The organism is Vibrio sp. SG41-7, from assembly GCF_014164465.1.
Lineage (GTDB): Bacteria > Pseudomonadota > Gammaproteobacteria > Enterobacterales > Vibrionaceae > Vibrio > Vibrio splendidus.
This window is the reverse complement of sequence record NZ_JACJFF010000105.1, coordinates 1-16,676: the sequence shown is the minus strand read 5'-3', so window position 1 is coordinate 16,676 and position 16,676 is coordinate 1. Positions and strand designations below refer to the sequence as shown.

At 44.5% G+C, this 16,676-nt stretch carries 9 protein-coding genes and 1 pseudogene; 5 read left to right on the top strand and 5 right to left on the bottom strand.

Annotation, left to right across the window (positions count from 1 at the left end):
* Positions 1-217 precede the first annotated feature (217 nt).
* Both yqfB and H5300_RS20565 read left to right on the top strand, forming a co-directional pair.
* Positions 218-532: a N(4)-acetylcytidine aminohydrolase gene (gene yqfB, locus H5300_RS20570; protein ID WP_004733516.1), complete on the top strand. Its 315-nt coding sequence runs from the start codon at positions 218-220 to the stop codon at positions 530-532.
* Between the two features lie 67 nt (positions 533-599).
* Positions 600-1,049 (top strand): hypothetical protein, encoded by a 450-nt coding sequence (locus tag H5300_RS20565; protein ID WP_102535306.1) that lies wholly within the window; start codon positions 600-602, stop codon positions 1,047-1,049.
* Between the two features lie 120 nt (positions 1,050-1,169).
* Here H5300_RS20565 and H5300_RS20560 read toward each other — a convergent pair whose 3' ends face one another.
* From H5300_RS20560 to H5300_RS20540, 5 genes are all read right to left on the bottom strand, one after another.
* The gene (locus tag H5300_RS20560) at positions 1,170-2,417 is read right to left on the bottom strand and encodes a leucine-rich repeat-containing protein kinase family protein (RefSeq protein ID WP_182796746.1); all 1,248 of its coding nucleotides are present in this window, start codon (positions 2,415-2,417) and stop codon (positions 1,170-1,172) included.
* 124 nt (positions 2,418-2,541) lie between these two features.
* Complete coding sequence (locus H5300_RS20555; RefSeq protein WP_182796745.1) at positions 2,542-4,116, bottom strand: ABC-F family ATP-binding cassette domain-containing protein; 1,575 nt, start codon at positions 4,114-4,116, stop codon at positions 2,542-2,544.
* Positions 4,117-4,596: 480 nt separating this feature from the next.
* On the bottom strand, positions 4,597-5,175 hold the full coding sequence (locus tag H5300_RS20550; protein ID WP_065605092.1) for a TetR/AcrR family transcriptional regulator: 579 nt from the start codon (positions 5,173-5,175) through the stop codon (positions 4,597-4,599).
* A complete protein-coding gene (locus H5300_RS20545; RefSeq protein ID WP_061021560.1) occupies positions 5,172-6,608 on the bottom strand; it encodes a coniferyl aldehyde dehydrogenase in 1,437 nt (478 codons plus the stop codon). Before H5300_RS20545 ends, H5300_RS20550 begins: the two co-directional genes overlap by 4 nt.
* Positions 6,609-6,864: 256 nt before the next feature.
* Positions 6,865-7,569, bottom strand: coding sequence for a class I SAM-dependent methyltransferase (locus H5300_RS20540; RefSeq protein ID WP_102514565.1), 705 nt, complete (start codon positions 7,567-7,569; stop codon positions 6,865-6,867).
* Positions 7,570-7,993: 424 nt separating this feature from the next.
* Between H5300_RS20540 and speA the strand changes: the two genes are divergently transcribed.
* From speA to H5300_RS20525, 3 genes and pseudogenes are all read left to right on the top strand, one after another.
* On the top strand, positions 7,994-9,901 hold the full coding sequence (gene speA, locus H5300_RS20535; protein ID WP_065680285.1) for an arginine decarboxylase: 1,908 nt from the start codon (positions 7,994-7,996) through the stop codon (positions 9,899-9,901).
* Entirely contained in the window at positions 9,901-10,830 is a 930-nt protein-coding gene (gene speB / locus H5300_RS20530) for an agmatinase (RefSeq protein ID WP_004733508.1), read from the top strand. The genes speA and speB overlap by 1 nt, the downstream gene beginning before the upstream one ends.
* A 466-nt stretch (positions 10,831-11,296) precedes the next feature.
* Positions 11,297-16,676, top strand: a pseudogene (locus tag H5300_RS20525) (retention module-containing protein); the annotation flags it as partial.

Here is a 16,676-nt window from a genome sequence, read left to right as displayed (position 1 = left end):
GATTACATCAGGGCCATGAACACAATAATAATGTGCTCAATAAATAGGCCGAATATATGAAGGCAATGACTCTATTACCAAACGTGTAAAATTACTTGCAAACTGGGTGGGTCCATATATGACGAGATGAAATTCCGCATCTAATTTTTATTCGCTTGAACAGGCATTCTGGTATATAAACATCTACCTAACCTCTAATGTTAAGCGACTGAGATAAATGACCGCACCTACCACTATGACGTTCTTCGAACGTTTTGAAACTGACATCCTTTCTGGCAAGAAGACGATTACTATTCGCGATGAATCTGAGCGTGACTACCAACCAGGCAGTGTTGTGGAAGTATCAACGCTAGAGCAAGGACGTGTGTTCTGTAATCTTAAGATCATCAGCGTTGAGCCAATTTTGTTTGATGACTTAGGTGAATTCCATGCTCAGCAAGAGAACATGACGCTGCAAGTACTCAAAGACGTGATTCAAGATATCTATCCGGGTATCTCTCAGCTGTATGTGGTTTCTTATGAGCTTGTGTAGCCCGCTTTAAATAGAATTTGTTGATCAATACCGCGTCTAATGTAGAGCAATGAGAAGGGAAGTCACAATGAGTGAATTACAGAATGAAACAGTTCAGCAAATTTTGCTTCAACTTTATTGTCGTGAGCAAACTGAGCTGCCGTTAATTTCTCGAATTGATCTCGACATTGGTCTTTATGATAGTGAAGGCTTTCTAGCGTGGCGTGATACAAAGCGTGACTTTACTGTCAGTGATATCGAGAGTCGAGTGTGGGTGAAGAGTTGCCCCGGCGGCTATATCACTGAAGTGCACTTTAATGCTGACGGCTCTCTAACTGAATACCGTTTGTTCGATCGATTTGAAACAACAGGGCAGTGGCAGTTAGGAGACGGTTTGTTACACGTCGAGATTCTGAAGGGTGATAACCGCTACCAGTTTGCTGTTGTGGCTGGTGCTGACCTTAATATTCACTCTGCGGTGGAATATAAAAATGGTGAGCTGCATTCGTATCTGAAATTGGTGCAGGCTGAGCGTTAATCCTTTTTAGTCGACCTTGCTTGCTCATTAGAATGAGTGATGTTCCAAGAATAAAAAAGCCAACAGTGATGTTGGCTTTGTTGTTTTCAATTCGACCGATTACTTCCAATCAACGCGCTATTAAGCCATTAAGCTTTCGAAGTTCGCCAGTTGAGTATAAAGCTCGCTGTCTTGGTCTTGCTTTGCACATACGGTCAGAAGGTCTTCAATAAAGTACTTCAATGCACGCGCTTCAATTCTACGAATGCCTTGTTGCTGCTCTTCAGTTAGGTAACCGTAGATAGTTGCAGCGCCAAAGTCACCAAAGATCATCTGACCTTGCTCGTTAACCAAAGTGTTGTGTGCGTACAAATCACCATGACAGACCTTGTTGGCATGAAGGTGTTCAAACACATCAATCATCTGCTCTGTAATACTCTTGATCTGAGCAATGGAAAGCTCAAAGCCTTCGTTGAACGTATCGCGAGTACAGCTTTCAAGAGTAGGGGGCAAACCTAGGTTGTAATAGTTGCTTGGGATAAGCTCCATGACCAAAGCCAAATAGTCATCTTCATCAACTTGGGCAATAGATTTCACTAAATTGCCATGGTAGCCAGTCTGCAAACAAGCTTCTAGCTCATCGTGTGGGTAGCCATCACTGGTGACTTCGCCTTTGAATACTTTAACGGCCACTTCTTGTGGGAAATCAAAGTCACCGTTTAACCAGTTAGCATGAGAAATCACGCCAGATGCACCTTGGCCCAGCACTTGATTGAGTGAGTAGCATTGCGAACTCACGGCAGGCACGCTATCTAAGCTGCTTGGGTGTTTGCAAAACGGGTTACCCGCAAAGGCTAACCAAGCCAGTTTTGGTAGCTTGATAAGGAACTCTGGGAATTCAGTCAGTTGGTTTGCAGATAGGCGAACTAGCTCAAGGCTTGATAGGTTTTCCATGCTTTCTGGTAAAACGCGAATCTTGTTACCCGCTAATGCGAGTTTTTGCAGGCGTGGTCTTTCACCTAAAGAGTGAGGGAGAACCTCGATCGCATTGTCGGTCAGGATTAACCAACGTAACTGAGCTGGCAAAGATTGCTCGCTAACGGTTTTGATTTGGTTCGTTTTGAAGCCAACCATTTCGAGCTTAGGAAGAGTACCTAGAACATCAGGCAGGTGCGTAAACAGGTTATTCGACGCGAAGATAATTCCCAGGTTAGTCAGCTGCGATAACTCTTCTGGTAAATCTGACAGTTGATTGCCTGAAAGGTCTAGGATCTCAAGGGAATCAGCAAGTTCCAATATCTCTAAAGGAAACTCGGTGAGACCTTCTGACAGTTGTAAGCGCGTAATACCGTTTAGTTGTCCTGATTTTAATTGTTCTAGAGTATGCAAACCTTAGCCTTATGAATAGATGTTCGAGGCGCGTAGTTTACTTGTCTCAATCGAGAAAGGCGAGCATCAGTAATGAAGCTCGCCTAACTGGCTGAGGTTTAAGACTCAAGGTTTAGGCATATGACTAAAGCTGGATATGGCTTTGGCTGACGCCGACCTCCTCAACAAAGTCGCTGTCATGACTAACCAAGATAAATGCGCCTTTGTATTCACGCAAAGCGGACGCCAATATTTGCTTTGAGTCGATGTCTAAGTGGTTGTCCGGTTCATCGAGTAATAGAAGCGGGGTGTCTTGCTTATGGCTAACGATCAACATCGCCAGTTTCATTTTTTCACCACCACTTAAATGAGCCACTTTTCGGTATACGGAGTCTCGCCTGAATCCTATTCCAGCGAGCAGGGTTCGCGCGTCGCTCTCTGTTAATCCAAAGCTACGCTTCATTAAATTATCAAACATCGTCTCGTTGGTGTCTAACAGGCCAAAATGTTGATCCAAGTAGACGGTTGCCCCTAAGCGCTTAATTGAGCCGATATAGTTCGAGTGTTGGCCATGAATCGCTTTTAACAGTGTCGACTTTCCACACCCATTAGCACCGGTTAGATAACACCGTTCCCCTTGTGATAAAGAGAAACTGATTGGCGCACCTGAGCCGTAAACAAGGCGGCAGTTTTCAACGGTTAACAAAGAGCTCTTTTTACTGCAATTACTTTGCTGTAGATACAAAGCTTGTGGTTTCATCCGCTCTTTCTGTTCTTTAAGCGACTGAAGTTTATGTTGGTTTTGGTCAATGAGGTTCCTTTGACTTGTCGCCGACGCGGCTTGGCTTTGACCTGCTTTATCTTTCATAGCGTCCAATAATATCTTAGGTTGGCTACCTGACTTTCTGAGTCGGTTTCCCTGAGACTCTCGCTGCTGCGCCTTTTCTTTGTTGGCTTGAGTTTGACGCTCGAGTCGTTTCTTTTCGGACTGATGATGCGCAATCTGTTTGTCTAGCGCTTCGCTTTGGCTAGACACTTGTTTGAAGTAATCATCATAATTTCCTTTATAGAAACGTACGCCCAAGCTGTTTAGATGGTAGATCCCGTCCATTTGTCTCAATAAGCTTCGATCATGGCTGACGACAAGTACCTTGCCTTCAAACAACTGGCATTGTTCTAGTAACCAATTGCGTCCATCGTTATCCAAATGGTTCGAAGGCTCATCGAGGATCAGTATGTCGTTATTTGATACGAACAGCTGATGAAGCTGTAACAGGGCGAGTTGCCCACCACTCAAAGAGCAACAAAGCGTGTTCAAATCACTAGTGATCTTTAGTGTACCTAGCAACTGCTGGGTACGTGTCTCTAAATCCCAATCATCTCCAACGATATTGAAGTGCTGCAGTTCGCAGCTACCTTGCTCTATAGCTTTTAATGCATCTAACTTTTCGGTGAGCCCTAAGAAGTCAGCGATGGTGGTGGCGGAATCCAGTAGCGTTGATGGCAACTGAGAGTAAAAGCCGATCGAACCTTGGCGCGAAATACTGCCTGTTGTGGGCTGTTTTTGCCCGATCAGTAACGAAAGAAGTAGTGACTTTCCAGCCCCATTTCTTCCGACTAGGTCGGTGAGGCGAGTGCTCAAATTAAAGGTGATGTCTTTGAATAACCACTCACCAGTATCGAGTTGGAATGAGAGATTGTTGGCTAATATAGTAGGCATAAAAATACCTCCCTTTACGTGTAAACGAGTAAAAGGGGTGAGGCGATTTTTCTATATAGAACCCTACACAGAATTCTATTTATAGATCGCCAAAGACGTTACTTAGGTAGCGTACCAATCAAAGATAGGAAATAGAGTGCTGATCTGATTTCTGTCTTTAAGGTACTGATCTTAAAGATGTAGCTTGTCAAAAAACGGATCTTTAAGAGCTTGATTTGTCGCGAAAATAGATGACGAAGTAACGCCCACTAACCCCGAGTGTCCAAATGATTTTTATAAAAATAAATCGGATATCAGGATGTTAGTACTTCATTATGGCGTTATTCTCTTTTGAAATGATGGTGGGATGGTACTGAAAGAGGGTGCTTAAAGTCAATATGGTGATGTGATTAAAATGTATCCAAATAATTAAAGCGCCTATATAACTATGAGGCGCTTTAGAGTGTTCTTTGAAAGGAAGAGCTTCAAATAATGTGCAAATTACAGGTTTTGTCCGCCGACAGCTCGCCAACACATATCAAAGCTATCATTGATGTACTTCGATGTTTGCTCTGGTGGAGATTCGTTTTGCTCAATAAGCCAGTTTGCACAAATCAGAAAGTGGCTATGGATGAAGTGTCTGACAAGGTTAATGTCTAACACCATCAATTCACCGTCCTCTTGTCCTTGCAAAATGATCTCGTCTAGTGACGCGAACATCTGCGAGACGATCACTTCTCGAGTTTGAGTTGTTGGGTCGAAATGAACATTGGTGAAGAACTTCATCGCAATCGGATTTTCTAGTGCCCATTCAATCCCAGTGATCCACATGAACTTAAAAGCTTGGTAGCGATCTTCTACTGCCACATCAGTGTGCGGTTGAAGGGTCGAGAATAGCTCTAGCTTCAGCTCGCGAAACAGTTCATCAATCAATAGAGATTTGTTCTCGAAGTGGTGAAACAACGTCGCTTTTGCCACGCCGGCTGTTTTCGCTATTTGTCCGGTAGATGTGCCCTCTAGCCCCTGTTGAGAGAAGAGCAAGAGTGCAGCATCTAGGATTTTTTGTCTTTTCGTAATCATCTATTTAGTACTTTGAACAGAATCTTTTTAACTGGATTGTTGTAAGGAGGGTGCATTAACTTGGTGAAGTTAATTTTACCTCTACTTAGAACGGTTTTAGCATGACTAAAGGTCTTAAAGCCTTCAATGCCATGGTAGTGTCCCATGCCTGAAGGGCCTATGCCACCGAACGGCGCGTCTTCTGCAGCCACATGCACCAAAGAATCATTAATACACACGCCGCCAGAGTGCGTGCTCGATAAGATTAGATCTTGAGTCTGCTTATCATGACTCATCAGGTACAAAGCAAGCGGACGTTCTCTTGTTGTGATGTAGCTGATCGCTTCTTCAATAGAATCATAAGGAACGATAGGCAGTACGGGGCCAAACAACTCTTCTTGCATTGCGACCATGTCGTCGTTCACTTCGGTGAGAAGGTGCGGCGTCATTCTGTGGTTTACATCGTCTTGCGCTTGTTCGGTGACGGTGTGAACGACTGCGCCTTTAGATTGAGCATCTGTAATCACCCCCTTCAAACGATTGTATTGACGCATATCGATCACTGAAGTTAAGTCTTTGCTCTCAATGCCTGCTTTATACAGCTTTTTGAAGTATTGCTTATAAGCTGTGATGAACGCATCGACTTTTTCTCGTGGCAATAAGATGTAATCGGGCGCCACACAAATCTGGCCAGCGTTTAAGCTTTTTGCAAACAGGATGCGTTCAACGGCGTCAGCCACATCAAAGTCGGGAGCAATAATCGTTGGAGACTTGCCGCCTAACTCCAAAGTTACTGGCGTTAAGTTGTCGGCTGCTGCTCTCATGACGTGCTTACCAACAGAGGTCGAGCCTGTGAAAAGGATATGGTCAAACGGCAGTTGGCTAAATTTAGCGGAAACGTCAGCTTCGCCTTCGATAATCGCGACTTGATCTTCACTAAAGCCTTCGGCCAGCATGGCTTTTAAAACTCGGTTGGTCGCAGGAGTAAACTCGGACATTTTGAGCATTGCAGTGTTGCCCGCCGCTAACGCAGTGATCAGAGGGCCTAAAGAGAGCATTATAGGAAAGTTCCAAGGAACGATTATGCCTACAACGCCCACAGGCTGATAATGAACCGTGATCTTTGCTGGCGTCAGCATCAAACCGGCTTTGCGGCGTGATGGCTTCAACCACTTCTTAAGGTTCTTATCACTGTAATTAATTTGGTGAAGAGAAGGGGTGATATCAGCAATCAAGCTGTCGTGTTTTGCTCGGTGGCCATAATCTTCAGACACCGCATCAATCAATTGCCCTTGGTAGCGCATTAGCAACGCTTTTAATTCTGAGAGGTTTTTTCTTCTCTGCTCAAGCGTTGGATTAACATTGCTGCGGTAGTGATCTTTTTGTCGGTTGAACATTTGATCCATGTCGTTGATGCTCGACGTGTTTGGTTCAAGGTCTAGATTATGGCTCATAGTATCCCCTAAATTTGAAAGCTGACCGATTGGTTGGTCAGTTGAAGTTACAAGAAGATTGAACCGAATACAAGATATGTGCGAGAAAAGTTTATTTTTTGTTCAGTTGCACGTTGTTTGTTCGAAGGGGAATTGAGGAAAAGTGACTTAGACGTTGGGTGATAATAGCTATCGTAAGAAGATAAGAAGATAAGAAGATAAGAAGACAACGAGTGCCTTTGACGGAATCAAAGGCACCAAGATAAGCGTTTAATGACTACGCAGGGGCTTTTTCACAACGGATAAAGATAAAGTTAACGTTCTTTGACAGTCGTTCGTATGTCGCTTCAGAAATTTCTTTAGCTTTCTCATCGATAGTGCCTTCCGTGATGTTTGAAATCAGCAAGCCTGATTGAGTCACCGCTTGGCAAAGCTCGGTTAAAGAACGGCGGTAGAAGCTCACTTGAACGGGGGTACCTACCGTGTTCCACTCTTCTTGAATGAATTCACGCTCGTAGTAATTACCAGAAATCGTACATTCAAAGTCAGCAAAAGGGTGGTGTGTTGAAAAGACGATGTAACCACCGGGCTTAAGGACTCGATGAAGATCATCAAAGACGGGTTTTAGATCTTCAATGTAGTGCAAGACTAGCGGACACACGATGACATCGGCACTGTTGTCGGCTTCACTAGGTAGGCCAAGGGCGGCATCTTGAGCGTAAGCGGAAACATTTTTGATTTGTTTTCCGTTCACCAAGTCGACCATATCCTGAGATAGATCGGTGCACGTCACTTTATTCGCGCCTTGGTCAATAAACCATTGTGCGTAAATACCAGATCCACAACCTAGGTCGACAATATCCATATCTTTTACATCGTCAAGCAATGCCATTGTTGATGGGCGTTCAAGTAGTGCATTGTAAATATTATCGCGGGCAGCAGAGTCGTATTGTTTAGCGTAGGTAGTGTACATTTCAGACATGGTTTAGCACTCATCAATAGGCATGGGATAACAGGATACAAGGTATCGGGATGATAGCGACAGTTCTGGTAGATAAGTGGTTATATTTGTCACAACCCTGACTTAACTTGACCAGACTAACCGAGGATTTTATGTGTCTGTGGTATTTTATTCACCTGATTTTTTGTTAGAAAGTGCTTTAAATCTAATGCGCTTCAGCCTGTTTTTTTGCCTAAAACCTTGTAATACCTTACCTGTCACTTTAAGTCGGTTCGACGATAAAAAAACGTAATCGTAACCACAAATATCAATGGTTGGACTCACTCTTAATAATATCGGTTAATGCAGCCAACAAATCGTTTTTGAACGTTTTTTGTTGGGTTATACCTCGCTATTCCAATGAGGTATCTTCTGTCGATGGCCCTATAGTGTGAGGTCTCTAGAATTGGAAAATTCGGTTAATTTGGAACGCATCCGTGCTGAGTATAATGTAAAGCACTGGAGCCAAGGTTTTTATGGAATTGATGATAATGGCGAGGTGTATGTTTCACCGAGCGAAACCGATCATCAAGTTCCTCTTAGTCAGATCGTAAAACAGTTAGAGCAGAGAAATATTGGTTTGCCTGCTCTTGTGCGTTTTCCTCAAATAGTGCATCAACGTGTGCACAATATCTGTAACGCATTTAACCAAGCGATCGACGAATATCAGTATGACAACCGTTACCTGCTTGTTTACCCGATTAAAGTTAACCAACAGAAAGAAGTGGTTGATGAGATCTTAGCGAGCCAAGCTCAATTAGAGCAAAAGCAGCTAGGCCTAGAGGCGGGCAGCAAGCCTGAACTATTAGCGGTATTGGCACTGGCTCAAAAAGCCAGCTCAGTGATCGTGTGTAACGGTTACAAAGACAGAGAATACATCCGTCTTGCGCTTATTGGCGAAAAGCTGGGTCATAAAGTATTTATCGTTCTAGAGAAGCTGTCAGAGCTTGATCTTGTTCTTTCTGAAGCGAAGGCACTTGGCGTGAAACCTCGTTTAGGTTTGCGTATTCGTCTTGCTTCTCAAGGCGCAGGTAAATGGCAAGCAAGTGGTGGTGAGAAGTCGAAGTTCGGCTTGTCTGCATCACAAGTGCTTACCGTTATTGAACGCTTGAAAGCAGAAGATCAGCTTGATGTTCTAGAGCTAGTACACTTCCATCTTGGTTCACAAATGGCCAATATTCGTGATGTACGAAATGGTGTGAGCGAAGCGGCTCGTTTCTACTGTGAACTGCGCGATATCGGTGCTCAATTGAAGTACTTAGATGTTGGTGGTGGTTTGGCGGTTGATTACGACGGTACACGTAGCCAGTCTTCAAACTCAATGAACTACGGCTTGCTTGAGTACGCTCGAAATATCGTAATGACAGTAGGGGATATCTGTAAGCTCTACAATCAGCCACAACCTGTGATCATTTCTGAATCTGGCCGTTCGTTGACTGCGCATCACGCTGTGCTTGTTACTAACGTGATCGGTACAGAAAGCTATTCTCCGGAAGATATGGCTGCGCCTGAAGCTGACGCACCAATGTTGCTAAACAACATGTGGAAGAACTTCTTAGAGCTAGATGCGGGCAATGATGACCGAGCGTTGATTGAGATCTACAACGACACGCAAAGTGATATCGCAGAAGCACACAACCAATTTGCGACAGGTATGCTGAATCTTCAACACCGTGCTTGGGCAGAGCAGATGTCTTTGCGCATTAACTACGAACTTAGCTCTCGAATGAGCACTAAGAACCGTTACCACCGTCCTATTTTGGATGAGTTGAGCGAGCGTTTGGCTGATAAGTTTTTCGTGAACTTCTCGCTGTTCCAATCGTTGCCAGATGCTTGGGGTATCGATCAGGTATTCCCTGTATTGCCTCTAAGTGGTTTGGATAATGCGGACGAGCGACGCGCTGTTGTATTGGACATCACATGTGACTCTGACGGCACGATTGACCAGTATGTTGACGGTCAAGGTATTGAAACGACTCTGCCAGTTCCTGCATGGAACCCAGATGAACCTTACCTGATGGGCTTTTTCTTAGTAGGCGCATACCAAGAGATCTTGGGGGATATGCATAACCTATTTGGTGATACTCACAGCGTAGTGGTGAATGTTGATGAAAGCGGTCAAGCGAATATCGACTACATCAATGAAGGCGATACGGTTGAAGACATGATGCGTTATGTTCACATCGATACGGATCTGATTCGTCAGAACTACAAAGATTTGGTCACGGCGAAAGTACCAGCACAAGAGCAACAAAGCGTACTTGAAGAGTTAGAGCAAGGCTTGATGGGTTACACCTATCTTGAGGATTTTTAATGAACGATCTATTTACCAAACCAGATTACTCGCTGTACTCCAACGCGATGACTTTTATGCGTCGTCCATTGGTACAGAACCCAATTGATAACGATGCTGATGTGGTTGTGTTGGGCGCGCCGTTAGATATGGCGACGTCTGGTCGACCGGGTGCTCGTATGGGTCCTGATGCGATTCGTCGTGCGTCGGTAAACTTGGCGTGGGAAGGCAAAAAGTTTCCTTGGGACTTCAATGTATTTGAATATACCTCGGTGATTGATGCTGGCGATCTTGTGTTTGATTGTGGTGATGCAGAAGACCTAACTCAGCGTTTAGAAGCGGCTGCTGATGCGATTCTAAATAGTGGTAAAACTTTGTTAGGTTTAGGTGGCGATCACTTCATTACACTGCCTTTGTTAAGAGCATACGGCAAGAAGTACGGTGAGATGGCTCTGATTCACTTCGACGCGCACACTGACACTTACAGTCAGGGCAGTCGTTACGATCATGGCACTATGTTCTACCATGCGCCAAATGAAGGCCTTATCTCGCCAGAACACTCAGTGCAAATTGGTATTCGTACAGAGTACAAGCAGGAAGGACACGGCTTTAACGTTATTGACGCGATGCAAGCGAACGACATGAGCGTGGACGAGATCATTGCTCAAGTGAAAGGCATTGTTGGTGATAAGCCAGTTTACCTAACGTTTGATATCGATTGTCTGGATCCTGCTTTTGCTCCGGGTACAGGTACGCCAGTATGCGGCGGTTTGAACTCAGATAAAGTCCTGAGAATCATCCGCGGTTTGCAGGGCATTAATATGGTTGGTATGGATGTTGTTGAGGTTTCACCTGCGTATGACCAAAGCGAGATTACAGCATTGGCTGGTGCAACTATCGCACTTGAGCTGCTTTATGTTTGGACGGCAAATCGCCTCGCTAAATCATAGTGTTTGATTGTTAAAAGCGTAACGCTACATACTGATTTTAAAGCCCACTAAGTTTCAACTTTGTGGGCTTTTTTGTTTTTGGTGTCGCTCAAAGTTACTGGTCAACATTAAAGGCGAATGGTGGTTTGGTTACGATAAAGCTATATGCTGATGACTTTTGCTTACATAAGTAATATTGTTATAAATCAATGTCTTATTGTGAATTGAAAGTCCGTAGCGAACACTCCTATTTGTGAAAAAACGTATTTTGGCACAGACATGGCATTTTTTATGGGGAAGACTAGGCTTAAGGGTAAGTAAACTATAAAAAAACAGGTGAAATACTTCTCTCTTTTCAAGCCGATTGGGCATAACAATGGATTGCCATTGATGAGAGCTAAGTATGCGTTCAATTAAAACCTGAAATTGCTATTACAAATAATTTTCACAGCGCTTAAAAATAGTGCTTTGTGACAACGGGGGATGTATGGATATTGAAGTTTCTCGCCAGGTTGCGGTAGTTGAAGCTACGAGTGGAGATGTCGTCGTAGTTAAGCCAGACGGCAGCGCAAGAAAAGTTTCAGTTGGCGATACCATCCGTGAAAATGAGATCGTGATTACGGCCAACAAGTCAGAGCTTGTATTAGGCGTTCAGAATGATTCGATTCCGGTTGCAGAGAATTGCGTCGGTTGTGTTGATGAAAACGCTGCATGGGTAGATGCACCAATAGCTGGTGAGGTTAATTTTGACTTACAGCAAGCAGACGCAGAAACCTTCACTGAAGACGACCTTGCTGCAATTCAAGAAGCCATTTTAGGTGGTGCCGATCCGACTCAAATCTTAGAAGCAACGGCTGCTGGTGGCGGACTAGGTTCTGCAAATGCTGGCTTTGTGACGATTGACTATAACTACACTGAAACTCATCCATCGACTTTCTTTGAGACCGCTGGTCTAGCAGAACAAACTGTTGATGAAGACAGAGAAGAATTCAGATCTATCACTCGTTCATCAGGTGGCCAATCAATCAGTGAAACACTGACTGAAGGCTCCATATCTGGCAATACCTATCCCCAATCTGTAACAACGACAGAAACGATTATTGCTGGCAGTTTAGCTCTCGCCCCTAACTCTTTCATTCCAGAAACTTTATCCCTCGCTTCACTACTTAGTGAATTAAACAGCGACATTACTTCAAGTGGTCAGTCCGTTATCTTCACCTATGACGCGACGACTAATTCTATCGTTGGTGTTCAAGGTACCGACGAAGTATTACGTATCGACATTGATGCCGTCAGTGTTGGCAATAACATTGAGCTTTCTCTAACCACAACGATTTCCCAGCCGATTGATCATGTACCGTCGGTTGGCGGTGGTCAGGTTTCTTACACTGGCGATCAAATAGATATTGCCTTTGATATTCAAGGTGAAGACACCGCTGGGAACCCGCTAGCAACACCCGTTAACGCACAAGTTTCAGTGTTTGACGGGATAGATCCGTCTGTTGAAAGTGTCAATATCACTAACGTTGAAACTAGCAGCGCGGCAATCGAAGGGACGTTCTCAAATATTGGTAGTGATAACCTTCAATCAGCCGTATTTGATGCAAGTGCACTGGACCAGTTTGATGGGTTGCTCAGTGATAATCAAAACACGCTTGCGAGACTTTCTGATGATGGAACAACGATTACTCTGTCCATCCAAGGTCGAGGTGAGGTTGTTCTCTCTATCTCTCTAGATACCGATGGCACCTATAAATTCGAGCAGTCTAATCCGATAGAACAAGTGGGTACCGATTCACTGACGTTCGCTTTGCCAATCACGATTACCGATTTTGACCAAGATGTTGTAACCAATACGATCAACATTGCCATTACTGATGGCGATAGCCCTGTTATTACTAATGTTGAGAGTATTGATGTTGATGAAGCGGGCATTGTTGGCGGCTCACAAGAGGGCACGGCGCCAGTGTCTGGCACTGGCAGTATCACCGCGGACATTTTTGAAAGTGACATCATTGACCATTATGAGCTAGAACCCACTGAATTTAATACTAATGGCACCTTGGTTTCAAATGGCGAGGCTGTGCTACTTGAGTTGATTGATGAAACCAACGGTGTAAGAACTTACGAAGGTTATGTTGAGGTCAATGGTTCGAGAATTACGGTCTTTGACGTTAAAATTGATAGCCCTTCATTGGGCAACTATGAGTTTAATCTTTATGAAGAACTTTCTCATCAAGGCGCTGAAGATGCGCTGTTAACTTTTGCATTGCCAATTTATGCTGTTGATGCAGATGGCGACCGTTCTGCACTGTCTGGAGGTTCGAACACACCAGAAGCTGCTGAGATCCTCGTTAATGTTAAAGACGATGTCGTTGAGTTAGTTGATAAGGTTGAATCAGTCACCGAGCCGACCTTAGCGGGCGATACTATTGTTTCGTATAACCTGTTCAATTTTGAAGGCGCAGATGGTTCTACAATTCAATCGTTTAACTACGACGGTGTTGATTACTCACTCGATCAAAGCCTGCTCCCCGATGCTACCCAGACTTTCAGTTTTACTGAAGGTGTCGTCACTATCTCATTAAACGGTGACTTCAGTTTTGAAGTCACTCGTGATATCGACCACTCAAGCAGTGAAACTATCGTCAAACAGGTCTCATTTTTAGCCGAAGATGGTGATGGGGATACTGATAGTTCGACGCTTGAGTTAAGTATTACCGATGGCCAAGATCCGATCATTGATTTGATCCCGCCTGTGACTCTCTCTGAAACCAACCTTGATGACGGCTCTGCTCCCAGCGGAAGTACAGTTAGCGCAACCGAGACGATTACCTTTACCGCAGGCAGCGACGATGTAGCAAGTTTCCGTATTGAACCAACAGAGTTTAATGTGGGCGGTGCACTTAAATCGAATGGATTTGCGGTTGAGATAAAAGAAGATTCGGCTAATCCGGGTACTTACATTGGCTTTATTACCAACGGTTCGGGCGCTGAAATCCCAGTGTTTACGATTGCTTTCTCTACGAGCACATTGGGTGAATACACCTTTACTCTGCTTGAAGCGTTAGACCATGTAGATGGTTTAGATAAGAACGATCTGAGCTTCGATCTGCCTGTTTATGCGGTCGATACGGACGGCGATGATTCACTGGTGTCTCAGCTTAACGTCACGATTGGTGATGATGTCCAAATCATGCAAGACGGTACCTTAGATATCACCGAGCCAAATCTTGCTGACGGTACAATCACAACCAACACCATTGATGTAATGCCAAATCAAAGTGCTGATGGCGCGACGATCACTCAGTTCACTTATGATGGTCAGCTACGAACGCTTGATCAAAATGACACTGGCGAGCAGCAATTCAGCTTCACGGAAGGTGAACTGTTTATCACCCTTGAAGGTGAAGTGCGCTTTGAGCCGAACCGCGACCTAGACCACACGGTGAGTGAAGATATCGTGAAGTCGATTGTCGTGACCTCAAGTGATTTTGATAACGATCCGGTGACTTCAACCGTTACGCTGACGATCACTGATGGTGATAACCCTACGATTGACGTTATTCCAAGTGTTACGCTTTCTGAAACTAACCTGAGCGATGGCTCTGCTCCGAGTGGCAGCGCGGTAAGCTTCACTCAAACCATCACGTTTACCAATCAAAGTGATGATGTGGTTCGTTTCCGTATTGAGCCAACGGAGTTCGACACTAACGACGATCTTAAATCGAACGGTTTAGCCGTTGAGTTACGTGAAGATCCGGCAGGGTCGGGTGACTACATTGGTTTTACGACCAGTGCCACAAACGTAGAAACTACAGTATTCACATTAAGCTTTAATTCTGGGTCATTAGGTGAATACACGTTCACGCTCATCGAAGCGTTGGATCATCAAGATGCCCGAGGCAACAACGATCTCAGCTTTGATTTACCTGTTTACGCGGTAGACAGTGATGGCGATGATTCACTGATGTCTCCGTTAAACGTCACCATCGGCGATGATGTTCAAATCATGCAAGACGGTACGCTCAATATTACTGAGCCGACGGTCGCTGATTTAGCAGCAGGCACACCGACGACGGCGATTTTCGATGTGATGCCAAATCAAAGTGCTGATGGCGCAACGGTGACGCAATTCACTTATGATGGCCAACTTCGAACGCTTGACCAAAATGGTAATGGCGAGCAACAGTTTAGCTTCACCGAAGGCGAGTTGTTTATCACGCTTGAAGGTGATGTGCGCTTTGAGCCTAATCGTAATTTAGACCACATACTCAGCGAAGACATCGTGAAATCAATCATGGTGACATCTAGCGATTCCGATAACGATGTGTTGACCTCAACCGTCACTTTGACCATTACCGATGGTGATATCCCAACTATTGATAATGTGTCAACAGTAAGCTTGTCAGAAACAAGTCTGAGTGACGGCTCTGCGCCAAGTGGCAGCGCGGTTAGTTCAACTCAAACTATTACTTACACCACTCAAAGTGATGATGTGACAAGCTTCCGTATTGAACCGACTGAATTTAATGTTGGTGGCGCTCTCACATCAAACGGATTGGCGGTTGAGCTGAAGGCCGATCCAACCACTCCGGGCGGCTACATCGGCTTTGTTACTGATGGCTCGAACGTTGAAACTAACGTGTTCACGATTAGCTTCTCGGATACCAATTTAGGTCAATACACCTTCACTTTACTTGAAGCATTAGACCATGCGGATGGCCTTGCAAATAACGATCTGAGCTTTGATCTGCCAGTCTACGCCGTTGACAGTGATGGCGATGATTCATTGGTTTCTCAATTGAGTGTAACCATTGGTGATGATGTTCAAATCATGCAGAGCAGTACGTTAGATATTGTCGAACCAAATTTGGCTGATGGCACTGTTTCAACTAACACCATCGATGTGATGCCAGAGCAAAGCGCCGATGGCGCGACGATCACTCAGTTTACTTATGACGGGCAAGTTCGCACTCTGGATCAAACTGACAATGGTGAGCAGCAATTTAGCTTCACGGAAGGCGAGTTGTTCATCACTCTTGAAGGTGAAGTACGCTTCGAACCAAACCGAAATCTAGACCACACAGCTAGCGAAGATATCGTGAAGTCGATAGTGGTGACTTCAAGTGATTCAGACAATGACGTACTGACCTCCACAGTGACGCTGACGATTACAGATGGTGATATCCCAACCATTGATGCCGTGCCAAGCGTTACTCTGTCTGAAATAAATCTTGCTGATGGCTCTGTGCCAAGCGGAAGTACAGTAAGTCAAACTGAGACGATTACTTTCACGAACCAAAGTGATGATGTGGCGAGTTTCCGTATTGAACCTACTGAATTCAATGTGGGTGGAGCACTGAAATCGAATGGTTTTGCCGTTGAGATAAAAGAAGACTCGGCCAATCCAGGTACTTACATTGGCTTTATTACCGATGGTTCGAACACTGAAATCCCAGTGTTCACTATTAGTTTCTCGGCAACCACACTTGGTGAATACACCTTTACTTTACTTTACTTGAAGCGTTAGACCATGTGGATGGTTTAGATAACAACGATCTGAGCTTCGATCTGCCTGTTTATGCTGTGGATACAGACGGCGACGATTCATTGGTGTCTCAGCTTAATGTGACCATTGGTGATGATGTCCAAATCATGCAAGACGGTACGTTAGATATCACTGAGCCAAATCTAGCTGATGGAACAATCACAACCAACACCATTGATGTGATGCCAAATCAAAGTGCTGATGGTGCGACGATCACTCAGTTTACTTATGACGGTCAGCTAAGAACGCTTGATCAAAATGACACTGGCGAACAGCAGTTCAGCTTCACAGAAGGCGAGTTGTTTATCACCCTTGA